The sequence below is a fragment of the Curtobacterium sp. MCPF17_050 genome (assembly GCF_003224435.2).
In the GTDB taxonomy this organism is placed as follows: Bacteria; Actinomycetota; Actinomycetes; order Actinomycetales; family Microbacteriaceae; genus Curtobacterium.
In genome coordinates this window covers 2,346,691-2,369,993 of the sequence record NZ_CP126250.1, presented here as the reverse complement: position 1 = coordinate 2,369,993, position 23,303 = coordinate 2,346,691, and the positions used below count along the sequence as shown (strand labels likewise).

General features: G+C 73.3%; 26 protein-coding genes. 15 read left to right on the top strand and 11 right to left on the bottom strand.

Features of this window, described 5'->3' with window-relative positions:
* Window positions 1–201: 201 nt before the first annotated feature.
* Genes DEJ34_RS11245 through DEJ34_RS11235 form a run of 3 tightly spaced genes read right to left on the bottom strand, consistent with a single transcriptional unit; the run spans window position 202 to window position 2,869 of the window.
* On the bottom strand, window positions 202–873 hold the full coding sequence (locus DEJ34_RS11245; RefSeq protein ID WP_110824693.1) for a methionine ABC transporter permease: 672 nt from the start codon (window positions 871–873) through the stop codon (window positions 202–204).
* A complete protein-coding gene (locus DEJ34_RS11240) occupies window positions 870–1,907 on the bottom strand; it encodes a methionine ABC transporter ATP-binding protein (RefSeq protein WP_110911479.1) in 1,038 nt (345 codons plus the stop codon). The genes DEJ34_RS11245 and DEJ34_RS11240 overlap by 4 nt, the downstream gene beginning before the upstream one ends.
* Window positions 1,907–2,869: a MetQ/NlpA family ABC transporter substrate-binding protein gene (locus tag DEJ34_RS11235; protein WP_110890068.1), complete on the bottom strand. Its 963-nt coding sequence runs from the start codon at window positions 2,867–2,869 to the stop codon at window positions 1,907–1,909. The genes DEJ34_RS11240 and DEJ34_RS11235 overlap by 1 nt, the downstream gene beginning before the upstream one ends.
* 167 nt (window positions 2,870–3,036) lie before the next feature.
* On the opposite strand from DEJ34_RS11235, the gene DEJ34_RS11230 reads away from it, so the two are divergent.
* Window positions 3,037–3,534 (top strand): 2'-5' RNA ligase family protein, encoded by a 498-nt coding sequence (locus DEJ34_RS11230; protein ID WP_110911480.1) that lies wholly within the window; start codon window positions 3,037–3,039, stop codon window positions 3,532–3,534.
* Window positions 3,535–3,617: 83 nt separating this feature from the next.
* Here DEJ34_RS11230 and DEJ34_RS11225 read toward each other — a convergent pair whose 3' ends face one another.
* The 3 genes from DEJ34_RS11225 to DEJ34_RS11215 all read right to left on the bottom strand — a co-directional run bounded on the left by DEJ34_RS11225 (window position 3,618) and on the right by DEJ34_RS11215 (window position 6,874).
* Window positions 3,618–4,865 (bottom strand): D-arabinono-1,4-lactone oxidase, encoded by a 1,248-nt coding sequence (locus tag DEJ34_RS11225; protein ID WP_110911481.1) that lies wholly within the window; start codon window positions 4,863–4,865, stop codon window positions 3,618–3,620.
* Window positions 4,866–4,987: 122 nt separating this feature from the next.
* On the bottom strand, window positions 4,988–6,466 hold the full coding sequence (locus tag DEJ34_RS11220) for a DHA2 family efflux MFS transporter permease subunit (protein WP_110911482.1): 1,479 nt from the start codon (window positions 6,464–6,466) through the stop codon (window positions 4,988–4,990).
* A gap of 123 nt (window positions 6,467–6,589) precedes the next feature.
* Window positions 6,590–6,874: an acylphosphatase gene (locus DEJ34_RS11215; RefSeq protein ID WP_110824687.1), complete on the bottom strand. Its 285-nt coding sequence runs from the start codon at window positions 6,872–6,874 to the stop codon at window positions 6,590–6,592.
* A 130-nt stretch (window positions 6,875–7,004) separates the two neighbouring features.
* Between DEJ34_RS11215 and DEJ34_RS11210 the strand changes: the two genes are divergently transcribed.
* The 6 genes from DEJ34_RS11210 to DEJ34_RS11185 all read left to right on the top strand — a co-directional run bounded on the left by DEJ34_RS11210 (window position 7,005) and on the right by DEJ34_RS11185 (window position 13,072).
* Complete coding sequence (locus DEJ34_RS11210; RefSeq protein WP_110901584.1) at window positions 7,005–7,700, top strand: NUDIX hydrolase; 696 nt, start codon at window positions 7,005–7,007, stop codon at window positions 7,698–7,700.
* 14 nt (window positions 7,701–7,714) lie between these two features.
* Complete coding sequence (nadA, locus tag DEJ34_RS11205; RefSeq protein WP_110911483.1) at window positions 7,715–9,001, top strand: quinolinate synthase NadA; 1,287 nt, start codon at window positions 7,715–7,717, stop codon at window positions 8,999–9,001.
* Entirely contained in the window at window positions 9,001–10,671 is a 1,671-nt protein-coding gene (locus DEJ34_RS11200) for an L-aspartate oxidase (protein ID WP_110911484.1), read from the top strand. The genes nadA and DEJ34_RS11200 overlap by 1 nt, the downstream gene beginning before the upstream one ends.
* A complete protein-coding gene (nadC, locus tag DEJ34_RS11195; RefSeq protein WP_110911485.1) occupies window positions 10,668–11,582 on the top strand; it encodes a carboxylating nicotinate-nucleotide diphosphorylase in 915 nt (304 codons plus the stop codon). Before DEJ34_RS11200 ends, nadC begins: the two co-directional genes overlap by 4 nt.
* Window positions 11,583–11,586: 4 nt before the next feature.
* Complete coding sequence (locus DEJ34_RS11190; RefSeq protein WP_110911486.1) at window positions 11,587–12,726, top strand: cysteine desulfurase family protein; 1,140 nt, start codon at window positions 11,587–11,589, stop codon at window positions 12,724–12,726.
* Between the two features lie 82 nt (window positions 12,727–12,808).
* Window positions 12,809–13,072: a hypothetical protein gene (locus DEJ34_RS11185; RefSeq protein ID WP_110824681.1), complete on the top strand. Its 264-nt coding sequence runs from the start codon at window positions 12,809–12,811 to the stop codon at window positions 13,070–13,072.
* A gap of 189 nt (window positions 13,073–13,261) precedes the next feature.
* Here the strand turns inward: DEJ34_RS11185 and DEJ34_RS11180 are convergent, their stop codons facing one another.
* Window positions 13,262–13,726, bottom strand: coding sequence for an MSMEG_6728 family protein (locus DEJ34_RS11180; protein ID WP_110824680.1), 465 nt, complete (start codon window positions 13,724–13,726; stop codon window positions 13,262–13,264).
* Window positions 13,727–13,814: 88 nt separating this feature from the next.
* Between DEJ34_RS11180 and DEJ34_RS11175 the strand changes: the two genes are divergently transcribed.
* Window positions 13,815–14,411: an NAD(P)H-dependent oxidoreductase gene (locus tag DEJ34_RS11175; protein WP_110824849.1), complete on the top strand. Its 597-nt coding sequence runs from the start codon at window positions 13,815–13,817 to the stop codon at window positions 14,409–14,411.
* A gap of 136 nt (window positions 14,412–14,547) precedes the next feature.
* Here DEJ34_RS11175 and aroQ read toward each other — a convergent pair whose 3' ends face one another.
* Complete coding sequence (aroQ, locus tag DEJ34_RS11170) at window positions 14,548–14,982, bottom strand: type II 3-dehydroquinate dehydratase (protein ID WP_110911487.1); 435 nt, start codon at window positions 14,980–14,982, stop codon at window positions 14,548–14,550.
* Window positions 14,983–15,084: 102 nt separating this feature from the next.
* Here aroQ and DEJ34_RS11165 point away from each other — a divergent pair, with 102 nt between their 5' ends.
* On the top strand, window positions 15,085–15,501 hold the full coding sequence (locus DEJ34_RS11165; RefSeq protein ID WP_110824848.1) for a VOC family protein: 417 nt from the start codon (window positions 15,085–15,087) through the stop codon (window positions 15,499–15,501).
* Window positions 15,502–15,537: 36 nt separating this feature from the next.
* Entirely contained in the window at window positions 15,538–16,134 is a 597-nt protein-coding gene (locus DEJ34_RS11160; RefSeq protein WP_110911488.1) for a DNA-3-methyladenine glycosylase I, read from the top strand.
* Between the two features lie 20 nt (window positions 16,135–16,154).
* On the opposite strand, the gene DEJ34_RS11155 is transcribed toward DEJ34_RS11160, so the two are convergent.
* Both DEJ34_RS11155 and DEJ34_RS11150 read right to left on the bottom strand, forming a co-directional pair.
* Window positions 16,155–16,625: a GNAT family N-acetyltransferase gene (locus tag DEJ34_RS11155; protein ID WP_146236929.1), complete on the bottom strand. Its 471-nt coding sequence runs from the start codon at window positions 16,623–16,625 to the stop codon at window positions 16,155–16,157.
* A gap of 32 nt (window positions 16,626–16,657) precedes the next feature.
* Entirely contained in the window at window positions 16,658–17,419 is a 762-nt protein-coding gene (locus DEJ34_RS11150; protein WP_181422254.1) for a LysR family transcriptional regulator substrate-binding protein, read from the bottom strand.
* Between the two features lie 33 nt (window positions 17,420–17,452).
* Between DEJ34_RS11150 and DEJ34_RS11145 the strand changes: the two genes are divergently transcribed.
* From DEJ34_RS11145 to DEJ34_RS11135, 3 genes are read left to right on the top strand one after another with little or no spacing between them, the layout of a single operon-like run.
* A complete protein-coding gene (locus DEJ34_RS11145; RefSeq protein WP_110824675.1) occupies window positions 17,453–17,830 on the top strand; it encodes a DUF5997 family protein in 378 nt (125 codons plus the stop codon).
* An 8-nt stretch (window positions 17,831–17,838) separates the two neighbouring features.
* On the top strand, window positions 17,839–18,348 hold the full coding sequence (locus DEJ34_RS11140) for a hypothetical protein (protein ID WP_110824674.1): 510 nt from the start codon (window positions 17,839–17,841) through the stop codon (window positions 18,346–18,348).
* 59 nt (window positions 18,349–18,407) lie between these two features.
* The gene (locus DEJ34_RS11135) at window positions 18,408–18,938 is read left to right on the top strand and encodes an Lrp/AsnC family transcriptional regulator (RefSeq protein ID WP_110824847.1); all 531 of its coding nucleotides are present in this window, start codon (window positions 18,408–18,410) and stop codon (window positions 18,936–18,938) included.
* A 22-nt stretch (window positions 18,939–18,960) separates the two neighbouring features.
* Here the strand turns inward: DEJ34_RS11135 and DEJ34_RS11130 are convergent, their stop codons facing one another.
* Complete coding sequence (locus DEJ34_RS11130) at window positions 18,961–19,392, bottom strand: GNAT family N-acetyltransferase (protein ID WP_110824673.1); 432 nt, start codon at window positions 19,390–19,392, stop codon at window positions 18,961–18,963.
* A 104-nt stretch (window positions 19,393–19,496) separates the two neighbouring features.
* Here DEJ34_RS11130 and DEJ34_RS11125 point away from each other — a divergent pair, with 104 nt between their 5' ends.
* A complete protein-coding gene (locus DEJ34_RS11125; RefSeq protein ID WP_110911491.1) occupies window positions 19,497–21,026 on the top strand; it encodes a hypothetical protein in 1,530 nt (509 codons plus the stop codon).
* An 89-nt stretch (window positions 21,027–21,115) separates the two neighbouring features.
* A complete protein-coding gene (locus DEJ34_RS11120) occupies window positions 21,116–23,020 on the top strand; it encodes a cell wall anchor protein (protein ID WP_284180683.1) in 1,905 nt (634 codons plus the stop codon).
* Window positions 23,021–23,303 lie beyond the last annotated feature (283 nt).

Genomic DNA, 23,303 nt, shown 5'->3' with positions numbered 1-23,303 from the left:
GTCGGCGGCACATCGTGCGACCCCACCGGTCCATCTGGCGGGCCGACGGCGGTCCCGTGGCGGAGGCGGGGCCTCCAGGCCGCGTCAGCGTCCGCCGAGGTCGCACGACATGCCGCGCGCGTGCCGCCGAGGTTCCGGGATCCCGGCATCTCGGCGCGCGAGATGCCGGAATCGCGGAACCTCGCGGGCCAGCGAACCGGCTCAGCGGCGGAGCGTCGCCCGCGCCAGCCGGTTGCCGACGAACTGGCCGAGCTGGACGATCACGACGATCGCCGCCACGGACACGTAGACGACCCACCAGTCGTACCGCTGCGACCCGTACGTGATCGCGTACTCACCGAGGCCACCGCCACCGACGAGCGCACCCTGCGCGGTCATGTCGACGATGCCGATGTAGATGAACGTGTAGCCGAGGATGAGCGGCCCGAGGCCCTCGGGGATGAGCACCGTCAGCAGGATCGACACCGGGTGCGCCCCGGAGGCCCGTGCCGCCTCGACGACGCCGGGGTCGACCGCCAGCAGGTTCTGCTCGACGATGCGCGACACCGCGAACGCCGCCGCGAGCGAGATCGCGAACGTCACCGCCGGGACACCGATCGTCGTCTGCACGACCACGCGGGAGAGCGGTGCGATCGCGGCCAGGAAGATCACGAACGGGATCGGCCGCACCAGGTTCACGACCAGGTTGATGACCGTGTACGCGCCGCGGTTGCCGAGCAGGTTGCCCGGTCTGGTCGCGTAGAGCAGCAGGCCGAGCGCGAGTCCGATGACCCCGGCGATGACGAGTGACACGAGGGACATGACGATCGTGTCGCGGATCGCGGCGAGGAACACGTCGAAGGTGTCGATGACGCTCTGGAACGAGTTGTTCATGCGCGTGCCTCCTCGTCGACGGTGATGCCGCCGGCTCGCAGTGCTGCCACGGCTCGGTCGGTGGCGGTGTCGGACCCGCCCAGTTCGTAGGTGAGCGACCCGATCCGGCGCTCCCGGATCTCGGTGACCCCGCCGAACACGAGCTCCGCGGTGACCCCGGCATCGCGGAACGCCTGGTCGATGCGCGCCTGCAGACCGGTCTCGTCGGTGATCCGCACGGACACGAGGCGTCCCGGGTGGCGCTCGCGCAACCGGGTGACGGTCTCGGCGGACGGGCGGTCGTGGAGTGCGGTGCGCACGAAGCGCTGGGCAGCGCCGGTGGTCGGGGCGGAGAACACGTCGTACACGTCCCCGACCTCGACGACCCGGCCCTGCTCCATCACGGCGACCCGGTCGGCGATCCGGCGGACGGCGTCCATCTCGTGCGTGATGACGATGATCGTCACGCCGAGCTCGCGGTTCACGCGGCGGAGGAGCGCGAGCACCTCGGACGTGGTCTCCGGGTCGAGGGCGCTCGTGGCCTCGTCGGCGAGGAGCAGCTCGGGGTTCGAGGCGAGGGCACGGGCGATGCCCACGCGCTGCTTCTGGCCGCCGGACAGCTGTTCCGGGTAGGCGTGTGCCCGGTCCAGCAGGCCGACGAAGTCGAGCAGCTCGGCGACGCGGCGGTCGCGTTCGGCCTTGCCGACGCCGGCGACCTTGAGCGGGTACGCGACGTTGCCGGCGATCGTGCGGGAGCGGAACAGGTTGAACTGCTGGAAGACCATCCCGATCCGGCGACGTGCGGTGCGCCGGTCGCGCTCGGGGATCGCGGTGAGTTCCTGACCGGCGACCGTGACCGTGCCCGAGGTGGGCAGCTCGAGTGCGTTGACGAGTCGGACCAGGGTGGACTTGCCGGCACCGGAGTAGCCGATGACGCCGAGGACCTCTCCCTGGTGGACGTCGAGGTCGACACCCTCGACCGCGGTGACGGTCTCTCCGGTGTCGGCGCGGCGGTAGCTCTTGGTGACGCCGCGGAGTTCGACGAGGGCGGCCACTACTCCGCTGCCGCCTTCGCGTCCTGCTCGACCGTGGCGAGCTCGTCCTGCAGCTCGGCGGCGTCCTGGTCCCGGGAGACCGCGTCCGGGTAGTCCTGCTTGAACGCCTTCTGCACGGCGTCGTCCTGGAACAGCTCGGCCAGTTCGAGGTACGTCTTGTTCGTCTTGTCCTCGTTGCGGACCGCGAAGACGTTCACGTACGGGGCGGCGGAGGAGCTCGTCGGGTCGTCGGTGAAGACCTTGTCCGACGCGGGGAGCCCGGCGGCGGTCGCGAAGTTGTTGTTGACCACGGCGGCCTGCACGGAACCCTGCTGCAGGGCGTTGGCGGTCTGCGAGGCGTCGAGCGGCTGCACGTCGACCTTGGCCGACTCGATGTCGTCCGTGGTCGAGAAGGCGCTGCCGCCGTCCTGCAACTCGAGCAGCTTCGCGGCCTGCAGCACGAGCAGGGCGCGGGCCTCGTTGATGGCGTCGTTCGGGATGGCGACCTTCGCGCCCTCGGGCAGGTCGGACGGCTCGTCGACCTTCGTCGCGTACAGCGGGAGCGGGTAGACGGCGGTGGAGCCGATCGGCTGCAGGTCGTCCTTCGAGGTCACGTTGTAGTTCGCCAGGTACTGGATGTGCTGGAACTGGTTGATGTCGACCTGCCCGTCCTTGAGCGCGGGGTTCGGCAGCGAGTAGTCGGCGAAGTTCGTCAGCTCGACGGTGACGTTCAACCGTTCCTTCGCGAGCTCCGTGTAGGTCTTCCAGTAGGGCAGCGCCTTGTCCGCGACGCCGATGGTGACGGTCTGGGCCTTCCGGTCGGACCCCGACCCGGCGGCACCGGCCTGCTCGGAGCCGCCACCGCGGACGGCGACGACCACGAGGGCGACGACGATCGCGACGACGACGACTGCGGCCGCGACGATCCACCCGATGGGGCGCTTGCGCTTCGGACGGTCGGGCAGGACGGGTGCGGCGGTCATGGGTGCTCCTCGTGAAGGGGTCGCCCTGGTGGCAGGGACGGGTGCTGTCGGGTCCTCGGTCCGGTGTCGTCCGGCGGGGACTCCACGAGTGTGCACGGCGACGCCGACACGGTCGATTCGCGTTCCGTCGTGTTACGGGCGGCGTCCCCGGCGGGCAGGCTCGGAGTGTGCGCAGCATCGAACTCGTCCTCGACCCGGCCGCCGAGCGGGCCGTGCGCGACCTCTGGGATGCGCTGGTCGAGGCCGACCTGCCGAGCATGGGCCGCCACACCTCGGCGACGAACGCGCCGCACGTCACGCTCGCGGCCGGGGACACCCTGCCCGTGCCGCCCGGCTTCGACGTGGCGCTGCCGTCGGCCGTGCGACCCGCCGGGCTCCTGCTCTTCCCGGCCGGCCCCGGTCGGCACGTGCTCGGGGTCGGCGTCGTGGTCGACCGCGCGCTCGCCGCCTTCCACGAGGCGGTGCACCGCGTGGCCCCCGGTGGCGTCGACACCTCGCTGCCCGGCCGGTGGGCACCGCACCTGACGCTCGCCCGGCACCCGCGGGACGTCGACCTGCCCCGGATGCTCGAGGTGCTCGCGGCCGTGCCGCTCCCCGAGGAGCTCGGCGTCGCCGGGGTGCGTCACTGGGACGGGGAGACGAAGACGGTCACCACCGTCGGCTGACGCCTGCGACCGGTCGCAGGCGCTCCGTCAGGTCGCCGCAGCCGACGCACCGGTCGCGCCACGGCCCTCCCGGGAGGCCCGGCTCAGGTCCCGAGCACCCGCTCGCCGAACGCGGACGCGAACTTCCGGTCCGGGTCGCGGGTCGCGACCAGGGCGCGGAAGTCCGGCAGTCGTGGGTACAGCGCCGCGACCGCCGTGGCGTCGAGGGAGCTCATCTTCCCCCAGTGCGGGCGACCGCCGAACGCGGCGAGTCGCGCCTCCAGGTCGGGCAGCAGGGCGGCGACCTCCGCGGGGTGCTTCTTCCAGGTGAACGCGATGCAGAGCACGTCCTCGCCCTGTGTCGGGCTGAGCCAGAGGTCGTCGGCGGCCATGGTGCGGAGTTCCGACACGTGCAGGTGCGGCTGGATCCGGTCGGCCAGCCCGCGCAGGGCGTCGAGCGCGGCGGCGGCGTGCCGGAGCGGGACGAAGTGCTCGCTCTGCACCTCGGACCCGACGGAGGGCACGGCGTCGATCGGGAAGTGCGGCAGGCGGTCCCACCACGGCCCGACCGAGCCGTCCCGCGCGGTGTGGTGGCCGTCGCCCGGGGCACCCGGCAGACGTGGGGCGCCGAGGAGGTCGGCGGGGACCCCGACGTCGTCGGCACCGTCCGGCACGCGGGACTTCACGAGCACCTCGGAGACGGTGTCGCCGAACACCGTGTACGCGCAGACCGAGTACCCGGCGGCGAAGACCTCGGCGGCACCGGCCGTGAAGGTGTCCCAGGCGATCGGGCCGTACGTGTCCTGCCGCATCCGGTACGAGGGCTGCACGTCGACGGTGACCCGCGTGACGATGCCGAGCAGGCCGAGGTGGATCGCGGCGCCCTGCATCGCCGGGTCACCACGGCGGATCGTGCTCGTGGCGCCGTCCGGTCCGACGACCTCGAGGGCGGCGACCGCGGTGCTGAGCGACCCGAGCGCGGTGCCGGAACCGTGCGTCCCGGTCGCGACCGCACCACCGAGCGAGATGTGCGGCAGCGAGCCCTCGTTGTGCAGGGCGACGCCGGCGGCGTCGAGGTCGGGCGCGACGACGCCGTACCGGGTGCCGGCTCCCATGGTGGCCGTGCGGCGGTCCTCCGCGACGACGAGGTCGGTGGGCACGGCGGTGAGGTCGAGCAGGACGCCGGGGGTGTCCGCGACGTCGTTGAACGAGTGCCGTGTGCCGATCCCGTGGACGCGCGGGCTCCGGGCGACGAGGTCGGGGACGTCGTCCAGCGAGGTCGGCCGGACGACGCGCTCGGCCGTGTAGGTGACCGTGCCGGACCAGTTCAGCTCGCTCGTCGTCGACCGCATGCGCCCACGATGCCACGGCGTGACCCGGCATCGCGCCCCCGGACGCACATCGCGCCCCGTCGGGACGGGGCGCGATGTGCGTGCCGGGCGCGCGTGGTGCGCCTCGTGTGCGGTGGGGAGCGTCAGTGCATGACGGGTGCCGGGGCGCCCTCGGGGGTGACGGGCTTCCGGACCATCGACGAGGCGACGATCCCGAACAGGGAGATCACGGCGCCGACCAGGAAGGCCAGGTGCACTCCGGACGCGGTGGCCGTCGCCGTGTCCGCAGCGTCACTGCTCGTGGCCGCGCTGGTGGCCCCGATCGTGAGGAGCGTGACGAACAGTGCCGTGCCCGCGGCGCCCGCGAGCTGCTGGGCGGTGCCGAGCACTGCGCTGCCGTGCGAGTACAGCCGCGGCGGGAGTCCGCCGAGCGCCGAGGTGAACAGCGGCGTGAAGGTGAGCGCGAGGCCGAGGCTCAGCACGACGTGGGCACCGAGCACGAACCAGACGCTGGTGTCCGCCGTGACGGTCGAGAGCGCCCAGAGCACGGCGCTGATGATGACGGAGCCGGGGACGAGCAGGACGCGCGGTCCGCGACGGTCGTAGATGCGCCCGACGATCGGGGACAGCAGGCCCATGAGCAGCCCACCCGGGAGCAGCAGCAGGCCGACGCTGAGGACCTCGAGACCGAGCACGCGCTCCAGGTAGATCGGCAGCAGGATGAGCGTGCCGAACATCGCCATGAAGCTGATCGCCATCGCGACGATCGGGATCGTGAAGCCCTTCGTGCTGAAGGTGCGGAGGTCGAGGAGGGCGGCGTCGCGACGCTGCAGTCGGGTCTGGCGGACGATGAACACCGCGAGGGCTGCGAACCCGACGACGAGCGAGGCGATCGGCAGCGCCGGGCCGGTGGTGCCGCTCTCGCCGATGCTCGACAGGCCGTAGACGATCCCGCCGAACGCGAAGGCCGACAGGATGACCGAGGCCACGTCGATGGCCGACTTGCGGGGCGTCGAGACGTTGCGCACCTTGACCATGCCGAGCACGAGCGCGGCGAGCGCGATCGGGAGCACGAAGCCGAACAGCCAGCGCCACGAGAAGGCGTTGAGGATGAGGCCGGAGATCGTCGGCCCGATCGCCGGGGCGACCGAGATGACGATGGAGATGTTGCCCATCACGCGGCCGCGGTGCGCGGGCTCGATGAGGGTGAGGACGGTGGTCATGAGCAGCGGCATCATGATCGCCGTGCCGCTGGCCTGCACGATGCGCCCGACGAGCAGCATCGTGAAGCCCTGCGCGAGCAGCGCGATGAGCGTGCCGGCCGAGAACAGGCTCATCGCCCAGACGAACACCGGGCGGGTGTCGAACCGCTGCAACAGGTAGCCGGTGACCGGGATGACCACGGCCATCGTCAGGAGGAAGCCGGTGGTGAGCCACTGGCCGGTCGCGGCGCTGATGCCGAGGTCGTCCATGAGCCGCGGCAGCGCCACACCCATGATCGTCTCGTTGAGGATGACGACGAACGCGGAGACGAGCAGCAGCCCGATCACGAGTCGGGTGCCGGCGGGGGAGGGGGCTTCGAGGCTCCCGGTACGGGGCGCGGAGTCGACGGCCTGGGTCAAGGGGGCTCCTGGAGGATCGTGGTGTGGCGCGCACCCGGACGGACGGGTACCGAGGCTGGAAGCACTGACGGGTCCCGATCATTCCCGAGCCGGGGAACGTCGGGTGGAACGGCGTGTGGACGGTCAGTGCAGGATGCGGAAGCCGTCCTCGTCGCCGTGCGGCGCGACCTCCCGCACGGCCACGTCGGTGACGCTCGCCGAGGGCGGGCCGGAGCGGAGCATGACGACCAGCGCGTCGACCGCGGGTGCGGGGCCCTCGGCCTCGACCTCGACGGTGCCGTCGAACAGGTTCCGGGCGTACCCGGCGAGTTCGAGTCCGTCGGCCTTCCGCGCGGTCCACCACCGGAACCCGACGCCCTGAACCGTGCCACTGACGACGGCGTGCTTCCTCGTGGTCGTGCTGCCCATGCGGCCGATGCTAGGCGGGGTGTGTTTCGCCGACGTTCCGGCTACGTTCCGGTGCGGTGACCCTCGTGATACGGTCATCAGTACCCGAACAGATCGGGTCAGTAAGACCTGAACAAGAGGGGGCACCGCGATGTCCGAGCCCGGGATCCGCGTCGCCGTCTCGACCGTCATCGTGGCGCTCCGCCCACATCCCGACACCGGCGTCCCCGCGCTCTGGATGCCGCTCGTCCGCCGCGTGACCGAACCGCACGAGGGCTCGTGGGCGCTGCCGGGCGGCTGGGTGGGCACGGACGAGGGCCTCGACGACTCCGCGGCCGCACGCCTCCGCGAGACGACGAAGGTGCAGCCGCGGTACCTCGAGCAGCTCTACGCGTTCGGGGACGTCGGCCGCTCCCCGAGCCGGGTGGTGTCGGTCGTCTACTGGGCGCTCGTGCACCCGGACGAGGCGAACGTCGTTCCCGACGACTGGAACGTGCGGTGGTTCCTCGCCGACGAGCACCCGCCGCTCGCGTTCGACCACGACCGCATCGTGGAGTACGCCCTCTGGCGGCTCCGGAACAAGGTGTCGTACTCGCGGATCGCGCAGGCGTTCCTCGGCGACCGGTTCACCCTCGCCGAGCTCCGCGGTGTCTACGAGGCCGTGCTCGGCCGGACGCTCGACCCGGCGAACTTCCGGCGGCAGGTCGCGCAGAGCGACGCGGTCCTGCCCACCGACGAGACCACGAGCGGCGACCGGCACCGACCGGCCCGCCTGTACCGCTCGAACCCCGACCTGTCGTACGCGGACAACGGCCCGCTGACGACCCGACCCACGACCGCGCACTGAACGGGGACGGAACCGTGTCCATCACGACCACCATCGAACTGATCTCGAACGGCCGGGCGGCCGGCACCACCTGCACGCCCGACCTCGCCGCTCCCACCTGGGACTTCGACGCCGTGCCCGGGTACGGCCCCGGGTCGTCGATGTCCGACGTCATCCCGACGACGGCGCCCCGCCAGGGTGTGCTGCCGGACGAGTACAAGCACGCGCCCGACGAGGAGCTGCACGAGCGGATCGAGCGGGCGAAGGCGACCCTCGGCGACCGAGTGGTCGTCCTCGGGCACTTCTACCAGCGGGACGAGGTCGTGCGCCACGCGGACTTCCTCGGCGACTCGTTCCAGCTCGCGAACGCCGCCCTGACCAAGCCCGACGCCGAGGCCATCGTGTTCTGCGGTGTGCACTTCATGGCCGAGACGGCGGACATCCTGGCGCGGGACGACCAGCGCGTCATCCTGCCGAACCTGGCCGCCGGGTGCTCGATGGCGGACATGGCCGACATCGACAGCGTCGAGGCCGCCTGGGCGGAGCTGACCGCGCTGTACGGCTCCGAGCCCGACGCCGACGGCCGTGTCCCGGTCATCCCGGTCACGTACATGAACTCCGCCGCGGACCTCAAGGCGTTCTGCGGTCGGAACGGCGGGATCGTGTGCACGTCGTCGAACGCCGCGACGGTGCTCGAGTGGGCGTTCGAGCGGGGGCAGCGCGTGCTGTTCTTCCCCGACCAGCACCTGGGCCGGAACACCGCGAAGGCGATGGGGATCAGCACCGACCGGATGCCGATGTGGAACCCGCGCCTGGCCGGGGGCGGCAACACCGCCGCCGAGCTGCTCGACGCCCAGGTGGTCCTGTGGCACGGGTTCTGCTCCGTCCACCGCCGCTTCACGGTCGACCAGATCGAGCAGGCCCGCCGCGAGGACCCCGACGTGCGCGTGATCGTGCACCCGGAGTGCCCGATGGCCGTGGTCGACGCCGCGGACGTCGCCGGCAGCACCGACCTCATCCGGAAGACCGTCGCCGCGGCCACCGAGCCGACGTCGTTCGCGATCGGCACCGAGGTCAACATGGTCAACCGGCTCGCCGCCGAGTACCCGCAGCACACGATCACGTGCCTCGACCCGGTGGTGTGCCCGTGCTCGACCATGTACCGCATCCACCCCGGCTACCTGGCGTGGGTGCTCGAGGCACTCGTGGACGGTGTCGTGCTCAACGAGATCGTGGTCCCCGCCGACGTCCAGGTCGACGCGAAGGTCGCGCTGGAACGCATGCTCGCCGCGAAGCCCCGCCCGCTGGGGACCCGGGCCTGATGCACGTCGTCGTCGTCGGGTCGGGGATCGCCGGCCTGACCGCCGCGATCCGCGCGAGCACCGAGCACGACGTCACCCTCGTCACGAAGGGCACCCTGACCGACGGCGCCACGGCGTCCGCGCAGGGTGGCATCGCGGTCGCCCTGGGGGCCGACGACACCGCCGCCCTCCACCAGCACGACACGCACGTCGCGGCCGCGGGCACGGCCGACGCCCGCGCCGTCGACGTCCTCTGCACCGACGGTCCGGCCCGCGTGCGCGACCTGCTCGCCCTCGGGGTGCCGTTCGACCGGACGGCGGACCCGGCCGCACTCGACCGGTACGGCGACGACCTGGCGCGGGGGCGCGAGGCCGCCCACGGGCGCTGGCGCATCCTGCACGCGGGCGGCGACGCGACCGGGGCCGCGGTCGAACGGACCCTCGTCGCCGCACTGCACCGCCGGCACGTCACCATCCTCGAGCGGACCTGCCTCACCGACCTCGTCGTCCGCCACGGACAGGTCGTCGGCGTCGACGTCCTCGACCTGCTCGGCGAACCGCGGCGGATCGACGCGGACGCGGTGCTGCTCGCCTCGGGGGGAGCCGGCCACCTGTACCGCGAGACGACCAACCCGCTCGTCGCCACCGGGGACGGTGCCGCCGCGGCCTGGCGGGCCGGCGCCGTGCTCGCCGACCTCGAGTTCGTCCAGTTCCACCCGACGCGTCTCGCCGTGCCCGGCGGTGGGCTGGTCTCCGAGGCCGTCCGCGGTGAGGGAGCCGTCCTGCGGGACGAGCGCGGGCACCGCTTCATGCGCGACGTGCACCCGGACGCCGAGCTCGCGCCGCGGGACGTCGTCGCGCGGGGGATCGCGAGCGCCATGCGTGCCCAGGGCGGGCGCCCCGTGCTCCTCGACGCGACCGGGCTCGACCCCGCGTTCCTGCTCGCCAGGTTCCCCGGCCTCACCCGGGCCACACGGGCGGCCGGCGTCGACTGGACCCGGGAGGGCGTCCCGGTCGCGCCCGCCGCGCACTACGCCATGGGCGGTGTCGCGACCGACACCGAGGGTCGCACCAGCCTGCCCGGGCTCTCCGCCGTCGGGGAGGTCGCCTGCACCGGCGTGCACGGGGCCAACCGCCTCGCCTCGAACTCGCTGCTCGAGGGCCTGGTGTTCGCGGTCCGCGCCGCCGACGCGCTCGGGTCCCCGCGCCCCGACCGGCCGCGGCTCCGCGGCGACGCGACGCTCCTGCCGACCGTCGTGGCCGATCCGCCGGACGGCAGGCGGGCCTCCCGTCCGGCGGACGGCGTGCGTCTGTCGTGCGGCGACCGGCCGGGAGGCCCGGGCCGGGTCGGCACCGACACCGCCGTCCGCGACGCGGTCCAGGCCGTGATGACCGAGCACGTCGGCCTGCTGCGCGACGCCGCCGGGTCGGCGGAGGCCCGGCGGGTGCTCGCCGTGGTGCCGGCGCCGCTGCCGACGACCGTGCGTGGTGCCGAGGACCGGGCGCTGCTCGACCTCGCCCGGGTGACGGCGCTCGCCGCCGAGGCCCGGACCGAGTCCCGCGGTGCCCACGCCCGGACCGACCACCCCGACACCGACCCGACCGCGCCGATGACGACCGCATGGGTCCGGGCCCGACCGGCCGGACCGTCCGACGCCGCGCCCACCGCCCTGCAGGAGGTACTCGCATGACCGCTCCCACCGCCCAGGCCGCTCCCACCGCCCCCGCCGACACCGACCCCGGCACGGTCCCGCCGCACGTGCTCCGGCGGGTGATCGACACCGCGCTCGAGGAGGACGCGCCGTGGGGTGATGTCACGAGCGAGACCCTCATCCCCGCGACGGCGGCCGCGGCCGCGACCCTCGCGGCGCGCGAGCCCGGCGTGCTCGCCGGCGGCGAGGTGTTCGTCGCCGTGATGCACGCCGTCGACCCCGACCTCGCCGTGTCCGTGGCACTCCGCGACGGGGACGTCTTCGCCGCGGGGGACGTCATCGCGAGCGTGACCGGGTCGGCCCGGTCCGTGCTCCGTGCCGAGCGGGTCGCCCTCAACCTCGTGCAGCGCATGTCCGGGATCGCGACCCTCACCGCGCAGTACGTCGCCGCCGTCGCCGGGACCGGTACCCGGGTCGTCGACACCCGGAAGACCACGCCCGGTCTCCGCGCGCTCGAACGACACGCGGTGCGCTGCGGCGGCGGCCACAACCACCGGACGTCACTGTCGGACGCGGTCCTGGCGAAGGACAACCACCTCGCGGTGCTCCTGGCCGGCGGCACGGACATCGGCGACGCGATCCGGGCCGCACGACGGCGTCTCGGGCACACCGTGCACCTCGAGGTCGAGGTGGACCGCATCGACCAGATCGAACCCGTCGTCGCCGCGGGCGTCGACACGGTCATGCTCGACAACTTCACCGTGCCGATGCTCGAGGAGGGCGTGGCCCTCGTGGCGGGCCGCGCGCTCGTCGAGGCGTCGGGCGGGGTCTCGCTCGACACGGTGGCCGCGATCGCCGCGACCGGGGTCGACCTCGTGTCCGTCGGCGCCCTCACGCACTCGGCACGGGCGCTCGACCTCGGGCTCGACGTCGACGTCCGCCCGGTCTGACGCCGTGTTCTACCTCGACCGGGCCGCGACGACGCCCGTCCGCCGCGAGGTCCTCGAGGCGATGTGGCCGTACCTGACCGGCACCTTCGGCAACCCGTCCTCCACGCACGAGGTCGGGGACGCCGCGGCCCGGGGCCTGGCAGGTGCGCGCTCGGCGGTCGCCCGCGCCCTGGGCTGTCGGCCCGGCGAGGTCGTCTTCACGAGCGGCGGCACCGAGGGTGCGAACACCGCGGTGAAGGGCATCGCGCTCGGTGCACCCCGCGGGCGGCACGTCGTGACGAGCGCCGTCGAGCACGAGGCCGTCCTCGAGAGCTGCCGGTACCTCGAACGGCACCACGGCTTCACGGTCACGGTCGTGCCGGTCACGGCGGACGGCACCGTCCTGCCCGAGACCCTGCGCGCGGCACTCCGCCCGGACACGACGCTCGTGACCGTCGCGCACGCGGACAACGAGATCGGCACGGTGCAGGACGTGCGGGCACTCGCCGAGGTCGCGCACGCCGTGGGTGCGCGGTTCCACACCGACGCCGTGCAGTCCGCACCGTGGCTGCCGGTCGGGCTCGACGTGCTCGGGGTCGACGCGGTCTCGGTGTCCGGGCACAAGCTCGGTGCGACGAAGGGCACCGGGGCCCTGGCGGTCCGGGCCGGTGTCGCGCTCGAGCCACTCCTGCACGGCGGTGGACAGGAGCGCGGCCGACGTTCGGGCACGGAGGACGTCGCCGGCGCGGTCGGTCTCGCGGCGGCGTGGGGGAGTGTCCTCGCCGGACGGGACGCAGCCGCGGGAACGGCCACCACGGTCCGGGACGCCGTCGTCGCCGGGGTGCTCGCCCGGGTGCCCGGCGCCGTGCTGACCGGGTCGCCGGACCGCCGACTGCCGGGACACGCGTCGTTCTGCTTCCCGGGGGTGCTCGGCGAGACGGTGCTGCTCGAACTCGAGCGCCGGGACGTCGTGTCGTCGTCGGGGAGCGCCTGTGCCGCGGGCAGCACCGAGGCGTCACACGTGCTGACGGCGCTCGGCCTGCCGGAGGACGTGGCCCGCTCGGCGGTGCGGTTGACCTTCGACGAGACGCTGACCCGGGCGGACGGCGAGCAGGTGGTGGACGCCGTCGTGGCGGCCGTCGCGGCGGTCCGGATGCTCGGTTGAGCGGGTGTACTAGACGTTCTACTCCAGCTCTGGGGCCGTGTCCCCCCTTCTGCGGACAGGAGGTGTCCGGCAGAGTGGTCACATGGCCAACGTGACGATCCGACCGGCGACGCAGGACGACCGCTTCCGAGCGGTCCAGCTCCTGCCTGCGCCCGCCACGGTCCTCGCGCTGGCAGTCGGCGCAACACACGGTCTCGATGCGCTGCCCCTCGGCGTCATCGCCGTCGTCGGTGCCCTCGCCACCCTCGCGAGTGCCCTGCTGCCGGCGCACCTGGACCGGGCTGGACGGTCCATGGCGGCGCCGACGGAGGCCGACCGGTACCGGGAGGGCCGGCTCCACCACTGACCACCCGAGGTCTGCACCGCCGTGCTGGCGGTGCGCTGGACCGGACGCACCCCCTGATGCGCGTCCGGCCGGGACGCCGGCCCCTGCCGTGCTGCTCCCGGAACGACCGGGCCCGCTGCGGATCCGGGACGATCGACCCCTGAACGATCGCTCCCGTTCCCCCTGAGATCTGCGGCGGGTCCGGTCCCGTCAGGCCGAGGTGCGGTGCGCCACGGTGCCGGGCCAGTGGTAGTCCAGGTCGTCCGGGACGTCGGGGAACAACGGTCGGTAGTGCTCGGGCGCCTTCTGCACGAGCTTGGACCGGTGCGACAAGTGCACCCGCTCGTCGGTGTTCCACGACGGGACCTCGAAGTCCCCGCGTTCGTACGCCACGAGGTCCTCCGGCACGAGGGCCAGGTCCGCGAGGGTCTTCTCGAGGCACGTGTCCGCGTGACCGCGCTCGAGCCAGACCCGGCACGTCGCGTCCTGGTACGCCATCAGCGCCGGCCGGAAGCCGCGCCACATCGCCGTGACCGGGTGGTGCTGCCAGCCGTAGTCCGGCAGCGTCAACGCACGCATGACCTGCAGCGTCTCGACCCGCTGCTTGCCGAGGCGCTTGTCGTCGAGCACCTCGGCAGAGGCGCGGAAGTCGGCGAACGGCAGGAAGGTCTGCATCTGTCGGACGGTACGCCGGCGGGCCGGGAACCGACACAAGTCGTCACAACGACACCCTGCTCGGCGGGCACGTGTGAGCATCGAGCGCATGAGCGGAACCCTCGTCGTCGGTGTCAGCGGCAGCCCATCGGACCCGTCCCGTACCTCGACGCTCGTCGGGGCGACGGTGGAGCGGCTCGTGGCCGAGCTGCCCGACGCCGAGTCCGTCACCGTGGAGATCGGGCCACTCCTGGCCGACCTCGGAGCCGCCGCCGGGCGGGAGCAGATGGCCGCCGAGACCCAGGCCGCACTGGCGGCGGTGGAGGCGGCGGACGTCCTGGTCGTCGGGAGCCCGGCGTTCCGCGCCGCGTACTCCGGTGCGTTCAAGCTGTTCTTCGACTGGATCGGCCAGTACGACCTCGTCGACACGCCGGTGCTGCTCACGGCGACCGGCGGCAGCGACCGCCACGCGCTCCTCGTCGAGCACCAGATGCGACCGCTGTTCGGGTTCTTCCAGTCGACGACGCTCCCGCTCGCGGTGTTCGGGAACGAGCGCGACTTCACGAAGCGGGCCGGCGGGTACGACATCGCGAGCGTCGACCTCGAGCTGCGGATCGACCAGGCCGTCCGTCGGGCGCTGCCGATCATCCGCGGTGGCTTCGTCGCCGCCGGCGTCGACGACGTGCGGCGGCCGGCCGACTTCTGACGGGCCTCCCGGCCGGCTCGCCGGACGCCCCCGTCACGGTGAGACGCCCCGGGAGGCGCGAAACGGCTCCGGATTCGGCGGCGCCGCGACGACGTGGCGGCGTCTCGGCTCTCGGCGTCTCGGGGGGACGCCGCCGTCAGCGGGGCAGCAGCGACGCGAGGTGCGCGACGGCCAGCCGGTACCCGTCGGCGCCCGCGCCGGCGATGACGGCGGTCGCCGCGGTGGCGACGTGGTCGACGTGCCGGAACGGCTCGCGCTTCCACGTGTTCGACAGGTGCACCTCGATGGCGGGGACGCGCAGTGCCTCGACGGCGTCGTGCAGTGCGATCGAGGTGTGCGCGTACGCCGCGGGGTTGATGACGACGCCCGCGAAGTCGTCGAGCGCCTCGTGCAGCCACTCGACGAGTTCACCCTCGCGGTTCGTCTGTCGGAAGTCGGCCTCGAGCTCGTGCACCGCGGCCTCGGTGTGGACGATCGCCTCGATCTCGGCGAGCGTCACCGTGCCGTACTGCTCCGGGTCACGGCGGCCGAGGATGTCCAGGTTCGGGCCGTTGAGGACGAGGATGCGCATGCTCCGAGCCTAGCGAGCGGCCGTGGCCGGGGCGGTTCCGCCACGGAACGGTTGCGCCAGCGGGCACGAGGGGTCAGGTTGGTCTCGACGAAGGGACCGCACATGTCGACCATGGTGTTCATCAACCTGCCGGTGTCCGACCTGGACCGGGCGACCGGGTTCTACCGGGCACTCGGGTACCCGCTCAACCCGGTGTTCAGTGACGACACCGCTTCGAGCATCGTCATCAGCGACACCGTGTACGTGATGCTCCTCACGCACGCGAAGTTCTCCGAGTTCACGGACAAGACCATCGCCGCGTCGGACACGATCGAGGTCATCAACTCCCTGAGCGCCGAGACGAAGGACGAGGTCCACCGGATCGTCGACGCCGCGGTCGAGGCCGGCGGGACCGAGGACCGACCGGAGATGGACCTCGGGTTCATGTTCCAGCGCAGCTTCGTCGACCCGGACGGCCACCGCTGGGAGTACGTCTGGATGGACCCGGCCGCGGCCGAGGACGGCCCGCACGCCGACTGACGCCGCACCGGTCGTGCCGTCCGCCAGGATGGGACGATGACGACGGATCTCGTGACCGGCGAGGACGGCCGCGCCCGACCGCTGTGGGCATCGGTCGACCCGATGCTGCGGGAGTACTACGACACCGAGTGGGGCATGCCCGTCCGGGACGAACGAGGCGTCTTCGAGCGGCTGTCGCTCGAGGCGTTCCAGTCGGGGCTGTCGTGGCGGACGATCCTGGCCAAGCGCCCGGCGTTCCGGGCGGCCTTCGCGGACTTCGACCCCGACGTCGTCGCCGGGTTCGGGGAGGACGACGTCGCACGGCTGCTGGGTGACGCCGGCATCGTCCGGAACCGGGCGAAGATCGCCGCGACGATCACGAACGCCGGTGCGACCATCGCGCTCCGTGCGGACGGCGGACTGGCGGACTTCGTCTGGTCCTTCCGGCCCGCCGACACCCCGAGGCCACGGACCCTCGCCGAGGTCCCGACCACCAGTCCCGAATCGACCGCGCTGTCGAAGGCCCTGCGGAAGCGCGGGTTCGCCTTCGTCGGTCCGACCACCATGCACGCGCTCATGGAAGCGCTGGGGATCGTCGACACGCACCTCGTCGGCAGCCACCGCCGGGGGACGTCGGGCGTCTGGCCCGACTGACGAGCCCGTCCGCACCGGCGTCAGTCGAGCGGGAGCCGCATCTGCAGCGAGGTGACCTCGTACCCCAGCTGTTCGTAGAGCTCGCGCGCGCCGGTGTTGTAGCCGAAGACGTTGAGACCGATGCTCGTCGCGCCCTCGCTGCGGGCGACCTCGTGGGCGAGCTCGAACGCCCGTCGCGCGTGCCCCTGCCGGCGGTGGTCGACGTCGACCTCGATGTCGAACACCCACCAGTCGCTGCTGCCCGGGGTGAACGGGCCGATCCAGAGGTGCCCGACGACCGTGTCGTCCTGGTCGGTCAGCTCCCACACGTGGTGCCCCGCCGCGGGTGACCCGCCGGGGAACCAGGTGTCGAGGGAGCGCTGCTTGTTGGCCTCGGCCTGCTCGCGGCTCTCACCGGACCGCACGCGGGACTCGACGTACTCCGCCATGGAACGGTCGAGCCACCCGGGGAGTCGGTCCGCGGGCATCGGCACGAGGCGGACGGCACGCATCGGCCGCTCCGCTCGCCCGTCGTCCGGGGCCGTCACCGGTTGCCCTTCGAGCCGCGCTTCGGCTTGCCGGACACGCCGCGCGGCGTCCGGCCGCGTCCCGTGGAGTTCTTCCCGCCGCCGCTCTTCGCGCCGGTGCCCTTCGTCGCACTCCGCTTGGCGACGGTCTTCGCGTTGGACGCCGTGGCCTTGCCACCGCCCTTCGCCGGGCGGGCACGGTCCGCGGTGTCGGGATCCGGGCCTCCTGGCTGGTCCGCCTGGTTCCGGGAGCTGTTGGCGGTGCGGCCGCGGACCACGCCGATGAACTCCTCGGTCAGCTCGGAGGCGTCCTCGTCGCGCCAGACCAGGGCGACGCGGGTGCCGGGGGAGCCGGCCAGCGGTCGGGACACGAGGTCCTTCCGGCTCGCCGCGCGGAAGAGCGACTGCGGCAGGACGACGACGCCGACGTTCGCCTCGACCAGGTCGAGCGCAGCGGACACGTCCGGCGGCACCGGGCCGGCGTCGAGGACCGTGACGTCGGCGAGGTCCGCCTCGGTCACCTCGTCGAGGTCGGCGAGCGGGGAGTCCTTCGGGGCAGCGACGACCGCGGTCTCGGTCCAGAGCGGGATCGCGTGGTGCTGCTCGGGCACGGGCATCCGGGCGAACACCATGTCCGCCTCGCCCTCGATCGCGGCGGTGACGCCGTCGGCCTCCACGGGCAGGAGCACCAGGTCGACGTCCGGACGACGCTCCCGCCACACCCGCACCCACTTGGCGGGGGAGACCCCGGGTACGAAGGCGATGGCGAGCGCGGTCATGCACCCGAGCATACGGGCCGTACCCTTGTCACCATGGCCCAGGAACAGACCATGAAGCCCGAGACCGCTGCCAAGAAGCTCGGCGTCCTCCTCTCGGCGACCCCGGAGTCGTTCCGCGCGGGCCCGATCGCTCGCACGACGTTCGACGAGTTGCAGAGCGAGCCACCGACGTGGCTCCAGGACCTCCGTCGCGACGGGCCGCACCCCCGCCCGGTCGTGGCCGCGCGCCTCGGCGTCTCGATCTCCGGACTCGCCCGCGCCGGCGTCGACGACGTCCTCACCACCGAGCAGATCAAGCAGCTGCTGCAGGAGATGCCCGAGTGGCTCGTCCGCGAGCGCTCGACCCAGGCCGCGGTCCGCTCCGAGAACGTGCGCGTGAAGCAGGAGCGCGCCGCCCGCACCGAGGGCTGACACCCCCGATGCACGCGACCGTCGCCGACGCGGTGCTCGTCGTGCCGCAGTTCGCCTCGGTCTGCTGCATCGTCGGGGACCGGTACCGCCCGCGGCCCGGGGTCATCGTGCCCGCGGCGGTCATGCTCGTCGCCATGCTCATGCCCGTGGTCCAGGCCGGGCCGTCGTGGACGATCCTCGCCGCGGCGCTGCTGCTGTTCCTCGCGCCGCTGCCCGTCGTGCGACGGCGTCGGGGTGACGGCCGTCGCGCGGAACCGATGGACGTGCACCGGGCGCTCTCGGCGGTGGTCATGGCCGGCATGCTGTTCATGGGCCACGCCTCCGAACTCGTCGGCGGTGCCGTGCACGCGCACGCGCTCGTCCTGACGGCGGTGCTCGGTGCCGGGGTGATCGGCTACTGCGCCTTCAGCGGCTGGCTGCTCCGGTACGAGTGGGCCCGGGAGGACCGCCGTGCCGTCCGCAGCGGCGAGGTGTTCGCCATGACCGTCGCCGTCGTCGGGATGACCCTGGCGATGTGACCCGGTCCCGCCGACGCGGTTGCCCCGGCGTCACGGGAGCACCGCGTTACGGTTGCGTGGTGTCCGACCGCATCGTCCGCCGCCCCGACGCTCCGTCGCCCCGACTCGACGAGGTCGACGAGCGGATCCTCTGGGTGCTGGCGGCCGATGCCCGGATCCCGAACAACCGGCTCGCAGCAGCGGTCGGCATCGCACCGTCGACGTGCCTGGTCCGGGTCCGTGCGCTCGAGGACGCCGGCGTCATCGCGGGCTACCGGGCCGAGGTGGACATCGCCCGGCTCGGGTTCTCGATCGAGGCGATGGTGTCCGTGCGGGTGCACGCGGCCGCACGCCACGAGCTCCGGGAGTTCGCGAAGCGCCTGCTCCGGGTGCCGGTGGTGCTCGACGTGTCGTTCCTGGCTGGTGACAAGGACTTCCTCGTGCACATCGCGTGCACGTCCACCGAGCAACTGCGGGACTTCGTCGCCGACGAGCTGAGCGGTGACCCGTCGGTCGCGACGACGCAGACCTCGATCGTGTTCGAGCGGTTGGTCGCCGACCGGGAGCACCAGGCCCGCTCGTACGGCGAGCTGCGCCGCTGGCAGGCCTAGCGCCGCAGCCGCTCCGGCCGGGTCAGCGCGTGCGGACCATGGGCGTGTGCGGGATGGCGTCCTCGAGGAAGTCCTCGCCCGAGCGCACGAAGCCGAACTGCGCGTACCACTCGCCCAGGTGTGCCTGCGCGTTGATCGCGATGCTGGGGGACCGGCTCTCGGCGATCGCCGCCGTCATCAGCGCCGCCCCGAGCCCCTTGCCGCGGGCGTGTGCCGCGGTCGCGACGCGGCCGATCCGCTCGGTGCCGTCAGGCTCGCGGAGGAGTCGCAGGGTGGCGTCGACGGACCCGGTCCCGGCCCAGAACTGCACCGTGCCCGGCTCGAGGTCGCGGCCGTCGATGTCCGGGTAGGCGCACTCCTGCTCGACCACGAACACGTCCTGCCGCAGACGGAGGATCTCGTGCAGCGTGACGATGTCGAGGTTGCGAGTGGGGGCACTGAAGGTCGAGGTCACGCCGTTCCTGACTGTTCGATGTGAATGAGGAGCAGGGCACCGGTGCTGGTCTACCGTGCCGGTCAACCACTCTACGTGCGCAGCCGAGATCAGGAGGTGAGCGCATGGACGCGACGATGCGTGCACCCTGGCGCACGGTCCTGCGATGGGCGCTCATGGCCTGCGGGATCGTCGCAGCCGTCGTGCTGCTCTCGATCGTCCTCGGCGCCCGACCGGCTGCCGCTGTCGGTGGTTCCCTGCTCGGGAGCGGGGCGCAGACCCAGGCGGCACCGCGGCCCGACGGCCTGGTCGGCGGAGTGGTCTCCGGCGTCGGCAGTGCTGCCCAGCGCGTGACGAGCGGGGTCGGCGACGTCGTCGACCGCGCCGTGGCACCGGTCCGCAGCGCCGTTCCTGCCCCCGTCCCGCCGGCTCCGCGCCCGGTCGCCCCGGCACCGGCCGCTCCGGCTCCTGTGGCCCCGGCCCCCGTCGCGCCGGCCGCTCCGGCACCCGTCGCATCCGCCCCGGCGGCACCTGCGCCGGCTCCCGTCGCGCCGGCCCCCGCTGCCCCCGTCTCGACCCCCGTGGCCGAGGCAACGCCTGCAGCACCGACGACCTCCCGGCCGGTCGGGGACGACTCCGGGCCCGCGCCAGTGGCACCCGTGACCACCGCCGCCGGCACTCCGGCGGAGCACACGAGCCGTCCGGGCCCGTCCCGTCCGGACCCGTTCCGTCCCGACACGTCGCTCGTCGACGGCCTCGTGTCGGACGTGACCAGTGCCTCCCGGCCGGTCGCGGACGGCGTCTCCGGGGCACTGGCCCCCGTCACCGGGACGGTGCAGACCGTGACAGCCGTCGGCCCGGTGACCTCCATCGTGGCGACCGTCGACCGGGTGGTCGGGAGCCTCCCGGTCGTCGGCACGCTGCTCGGCGACGACGCCTTGGGCGGGGTGACCGACCCCGTGACCGGCGTCGTCGATGGGACCCTCGGCACCGTCGGGGACACCGTCGGCGTCGTGCCGGACGTGGTGGCCGGGGTGCCCGAGGTCGTCGGCGGGCTCCCGTCCGTCGGTGGTGGGCTCCTGCCTGGAGGCCCGCTCCCCGTCGTCGACGTCCCCGTCCGCCCGGTGCTCCCCGGCTCCGGCGGTGCGCTGCCGGGGGCCCCGGTCCTCGGGCCCCGGCCGGCCCCGACCTCGGCCCCGACCCTCCCGGTCGACCGCGAGGGTCCTGTCGGCCGCGACGGTGGCGAGGTCGGGGCCGTCGTGCCGTCGGTGGGGACGACGGTCGATGCGTCCGTGACACCCGCTGCGGGACAGCGCTCGGCGACCGCCGTCGCCGTCGCCGCAGACGACTCGTCGCGGTCGATGGTCGGGACGGTCGCTGACGAGGTCCTCGTCCCGGCTCCCGCGACGGCGACGTTCGGCGGCGAGGCCCTCGTCCTCCCCGAGGGCGGCGCACCCACGCCGGCCCCGTTCGACGGCGGCACCGTGGGCACCACGGGCGGCAGCACCTCCGGAGGCTCCGCCGGCGCGAACATCCTGGGCACCGTCGGTGTCGAGGACCACACCACCCCCCTCGCCGCGGGCCTCCGCGGCTCGGTCTCCGACGACGCCCTCCCAGCGTCGGTCACCGGCGACCACGACGTCGCTCCCGATTGAGATCGGTGCACCTGCCCGTCACGGCAGGACGCGCCACCGACCGCCTCTGTGTGCGGTCGACCATCCATCTCGATCAGGAGTGAACGACCATGAACAAGAACGTCTCCCGAGGGCTGTGGTTCGCCCTCTGTGTGGGCGGGCTGACCTTCGGTGGAGCCGTCGCGGCGAACGCGGCGACGACCACCGGTGAGGACAGCACCGTCTCCGGAACCCAGGTCGCGCCGACCGTCGACGCGCCCGTCTCCGTCACCCGCAACGCCTTCGGCATCGTCGGCGACGCGGTCTCCACGACCGCTCCGGCCGCACCTGCGCCGGCGGCACCTGCGCCGGCACCCGCGGACCCCGCGCAGGCAGCACCAGCGCCCACCACCAGTGGGGCCGACGGCCTCGCGTCCGGCACCCAGGTCGTACCCGACGTCAGCGCTCCCGTCGACGTGACCGGCAACGCGGTCGCCGTCGTCGGGGACGCGGTGGCGGCACCGGCCCCAGCGCCGGCTGCTCCCGCTCCCGCGCCGGCTGCTCCGGTGGCCTCCTCGCCCACCACGTCCGGCGAGGACGGCGTGCTCTCGGGCACCCAGGTCGCCGGTGCGGTGGACGTGCCGGTCACGGCGACCGGCAACGCCGTCGGTGTCCTCGGTGACGCTGCCGCCACCGGCACACGTTCCGGGTCGTCCTCGGCTCCGGCAGCTCCGGCCGGTGACACGACGACCGCCTCGACCTCCGGGGAGGACGGCGTGCTCTCGGGCACCCAGGTCCTGCCGGACATCACGGTCCCCATCACGGTCTCGGGCAACGGGATCGGCGTGCTCGGGGACGGATCGGCCACCGGGACCTCCGCGGCCCCGGCAGCTCCGACCGGTGGCACGACGAGCGGCTCGACCTCCGGGTCGGACAAGCTCATCTCCGGCACGCAGTTGCTCGGGACCGTCTCGGTCCCGATCACGGTGACGGGGAACGGGATCGGTGTCGTCGGTGACGGCACGAGCACCGGTGGCTCGACGACCGGTTCGACCCCGACGACGGGTACTGCTCCGGCGGCTGGTGGGTCGACGTCGGGTGAGGACGGCATCGGGTCCGGCACGCAGGTCTCGCCGGTGGTGTCGGTCCCGGTGACGGTCGGTGGCAACGGGATCGGTGTCGTCGGTGACGGCACGAGCACCGGTGGCTCGACGACCGGTTCGACCCCGACGACGGGTACTGCTCCGGCGGCTGGTGGGTCGACGTCGGGTGAGGACGGCATCGGTTCCGGCACGCAGGTCTCGCCGGTGGTGTCGGTCCCGGTGACGGTCGGTGGCAACGGGATCGGTGTCGTCGGTGACGGCACGAGCACCGGTGACTCGACGACCGGTTCGACCCCGACGACGGGTACTGCTCCGGCGGCTGGTGGGACGACCTCGGGTGAGGACGGCATCGGTTCCGGCACCCAGGTGATCCCGGTGGCGGACATCCCGATCACGATCGGCGACAACGGCATCGGCATCATCGGTGACGGCTCCACGACCCCGATCGTGACGGCGCCGGGTACCGACCCGGGCACGACGCCGGGCACAGACCCGGGTACGACGCCGGGCACCGACCCGGGCACGACGCCGGGCACCGACCCGGGCACGACGCCGGGCACCGACCCGGGTACCGTCCCGGGCTCGACGCCGAACACCGGCACCACCCCCGGCGGCACGGGCAGCACGCCCGACGTCGGCACGGACCCGGTCGTGGGCACCACTCCCGGCGTCCGCACCACCCCGGTCACCGACACCGTCCCGATCGTGGACGCCGGCACCACCCCGGTCCTCGTGACCGACGGGGTCCGGTCGACCGCGACGCTGGTCACCGCAGGTCCTGCGGCACCGGTAGCGACGGCCGAGCGTGCGACGGCGGACGCCGACCGTGCCCTCGCCTACACGGGCGCGGACGACCCGGCGTTCCCGGCACTGGCGGCGCTCCTGCTGCTGCTCGCCGGCCTCGGGACGCTCGCCCTGCGACGCCGCCACTGACGGCCCGATGAGAGCGGGTGCGGAGCGCCGGGTGACCGGCGCTCCGCACCCGCCTGCCCTCCGGCCGATGCCGCGTCCGGTGCATCGCGACCGAACGTGCCGCCGGGTCACGTCGTCCGGAGGCGACCTGCGCGCACCACAGGACACGCTGTCGGGACGGGCCGTCCGGGAGGCGTGACCCGCGTGCGTGACTGCGGGTCGCGCCTCCAGGACGGTCGCTCGGACCGGCGCACCTGACGGCTGACACCCGTCGAGGACGGCCGATCCGGCCACCGCCCGCGAC

Coding starts and splice junctions, on each gene's coding strand:
- DEJ34_RS11235 (WP_110890068.1), bottom strand. CDS start 2,869: ATGACCGCCGCACCCGTCCTGCCCGACCGTCCGAAGCGCAAGCGCCCC.
- aroQ (WP_110911487.1), bottom strand. CDS start 14,982: ATGCGCATCCTCGTCCTCAACGGCCCGAACCTGGACATCCTCGGCCGC.
- DEJ34_RS11210 (WP_110901584.1), top strand. CDS start 7,005: ATGTCCGAGCCCGGGATCCGCGTCGCCGTCTCGACCGTCATCGTGGCG.
- DEJ34_RS11120 (WP_284180683.1), top strand. CDS start 21,116: ATGAACAAGAACGTCTCCCGAGGGCTGTGGTTCGCCCTCTGTGTGGGC.
- DEJ34_RS11160 (WP_110911488.1), top strand. CDS start 15,538: ATGACGACGGATCTCGTGACCGGCGAGGACGGCCGCGCCCGACCGCTG.
- DEJ34_RS11125 (WP_110911491.1), top strand. CDS start 19,497: ATGGACGCGACGATGCGTGCACCCTGGCGCACGGTCCTGCGATGGGCG.
- DEJ34_RS11145 (WP_110824675.1), top strand. CDS start 17,453: ATGGCCCAGGAACAGACCATGAAGCCCGAGACCGCTGCCAAGAAGCTC.
- DEJ34_RS11175 (WP_110824849.1), top strand. CDS start 13,815: ATGAGCGGAACCCTCGTCGTCGGTGTCAGCGGCAGCCCATCGGACCCG.
- nadC (WP_110911485.1), top strand. CDS start 10,668: ATGACCGCTCCCACCGCCCAGGCCGCTCCCACCGCCCCCGCCGACACC.
- DEJ34_RS11140 (WP_110824674.1), top strand. CDS start 17,839: ATGCACGCGACCGTCGCCGACGCGGTGCTCGTCGTGCCGCAGTTCGCC.
- DEJ34_RS11165 (WP_110824848.1), top strand. CDS start 15,085: ATGTCGACCATGGTGTTCATCAACCTGCCGGTGTCCGACCTGGACCGG.
- DEJ34_RS11150 (WP_181422254.1), bottom strand. CDS start 17,419: ATGACCGCGCTCGCCATCGCCTTCGTACCCGGGGTCTCCCCCGCCAAG.
- DEJ34_RS11180 (WP_110824680.1), bottom strand. CDS start 13,726: ATGCAGACCTTCCTGCCGTTCGCCGACTTCCGCGCCTCTGCCGAGGTG.
- DEJ34_RS11215 (WP_110824687.1), bottom strand. CDS start 6,874: ATGGGCAGCACGACCACGAGGAAGCACGCCGTCGTCAGTGGCACGGTT.
- DEJ34_RS11225 (WP_110911481.1), bottom strand. CDS start 4,865: ATGCGGTCGACGACGAGCGAGCTGAACTGGTCCGGCACGGTCACCTAC.
- DEJ34_RS11155 (WP_146236929.1), bottom strand. CDS start 16,625: ATGCGTGCCGTCCGCCTCGTGCCGATGCCCGCGGACCGACTCCCCGGG.
- DEJ34_RS11200 (WP_110911484.1), top strand. CDS start 9,001: ATGCACGTCGTCGTCGTCGGGTCGGGGATCGCCGGCCTGACCGCCGCG.
- DEJ34_RS11245 (WP_110824693.1), bottom strand. CDS start 873: ATGAACAACTCGTTCCAGAGCGTCATCGACACCTTCGACGTGTTCCTC.
- DEJ34_RS11185 (WP_110824681.1), top strand. CDS start 12,809: ATGGCCAACGTGACGATCCGACCGGCGACGCAGGACGACCGCTTCCGA.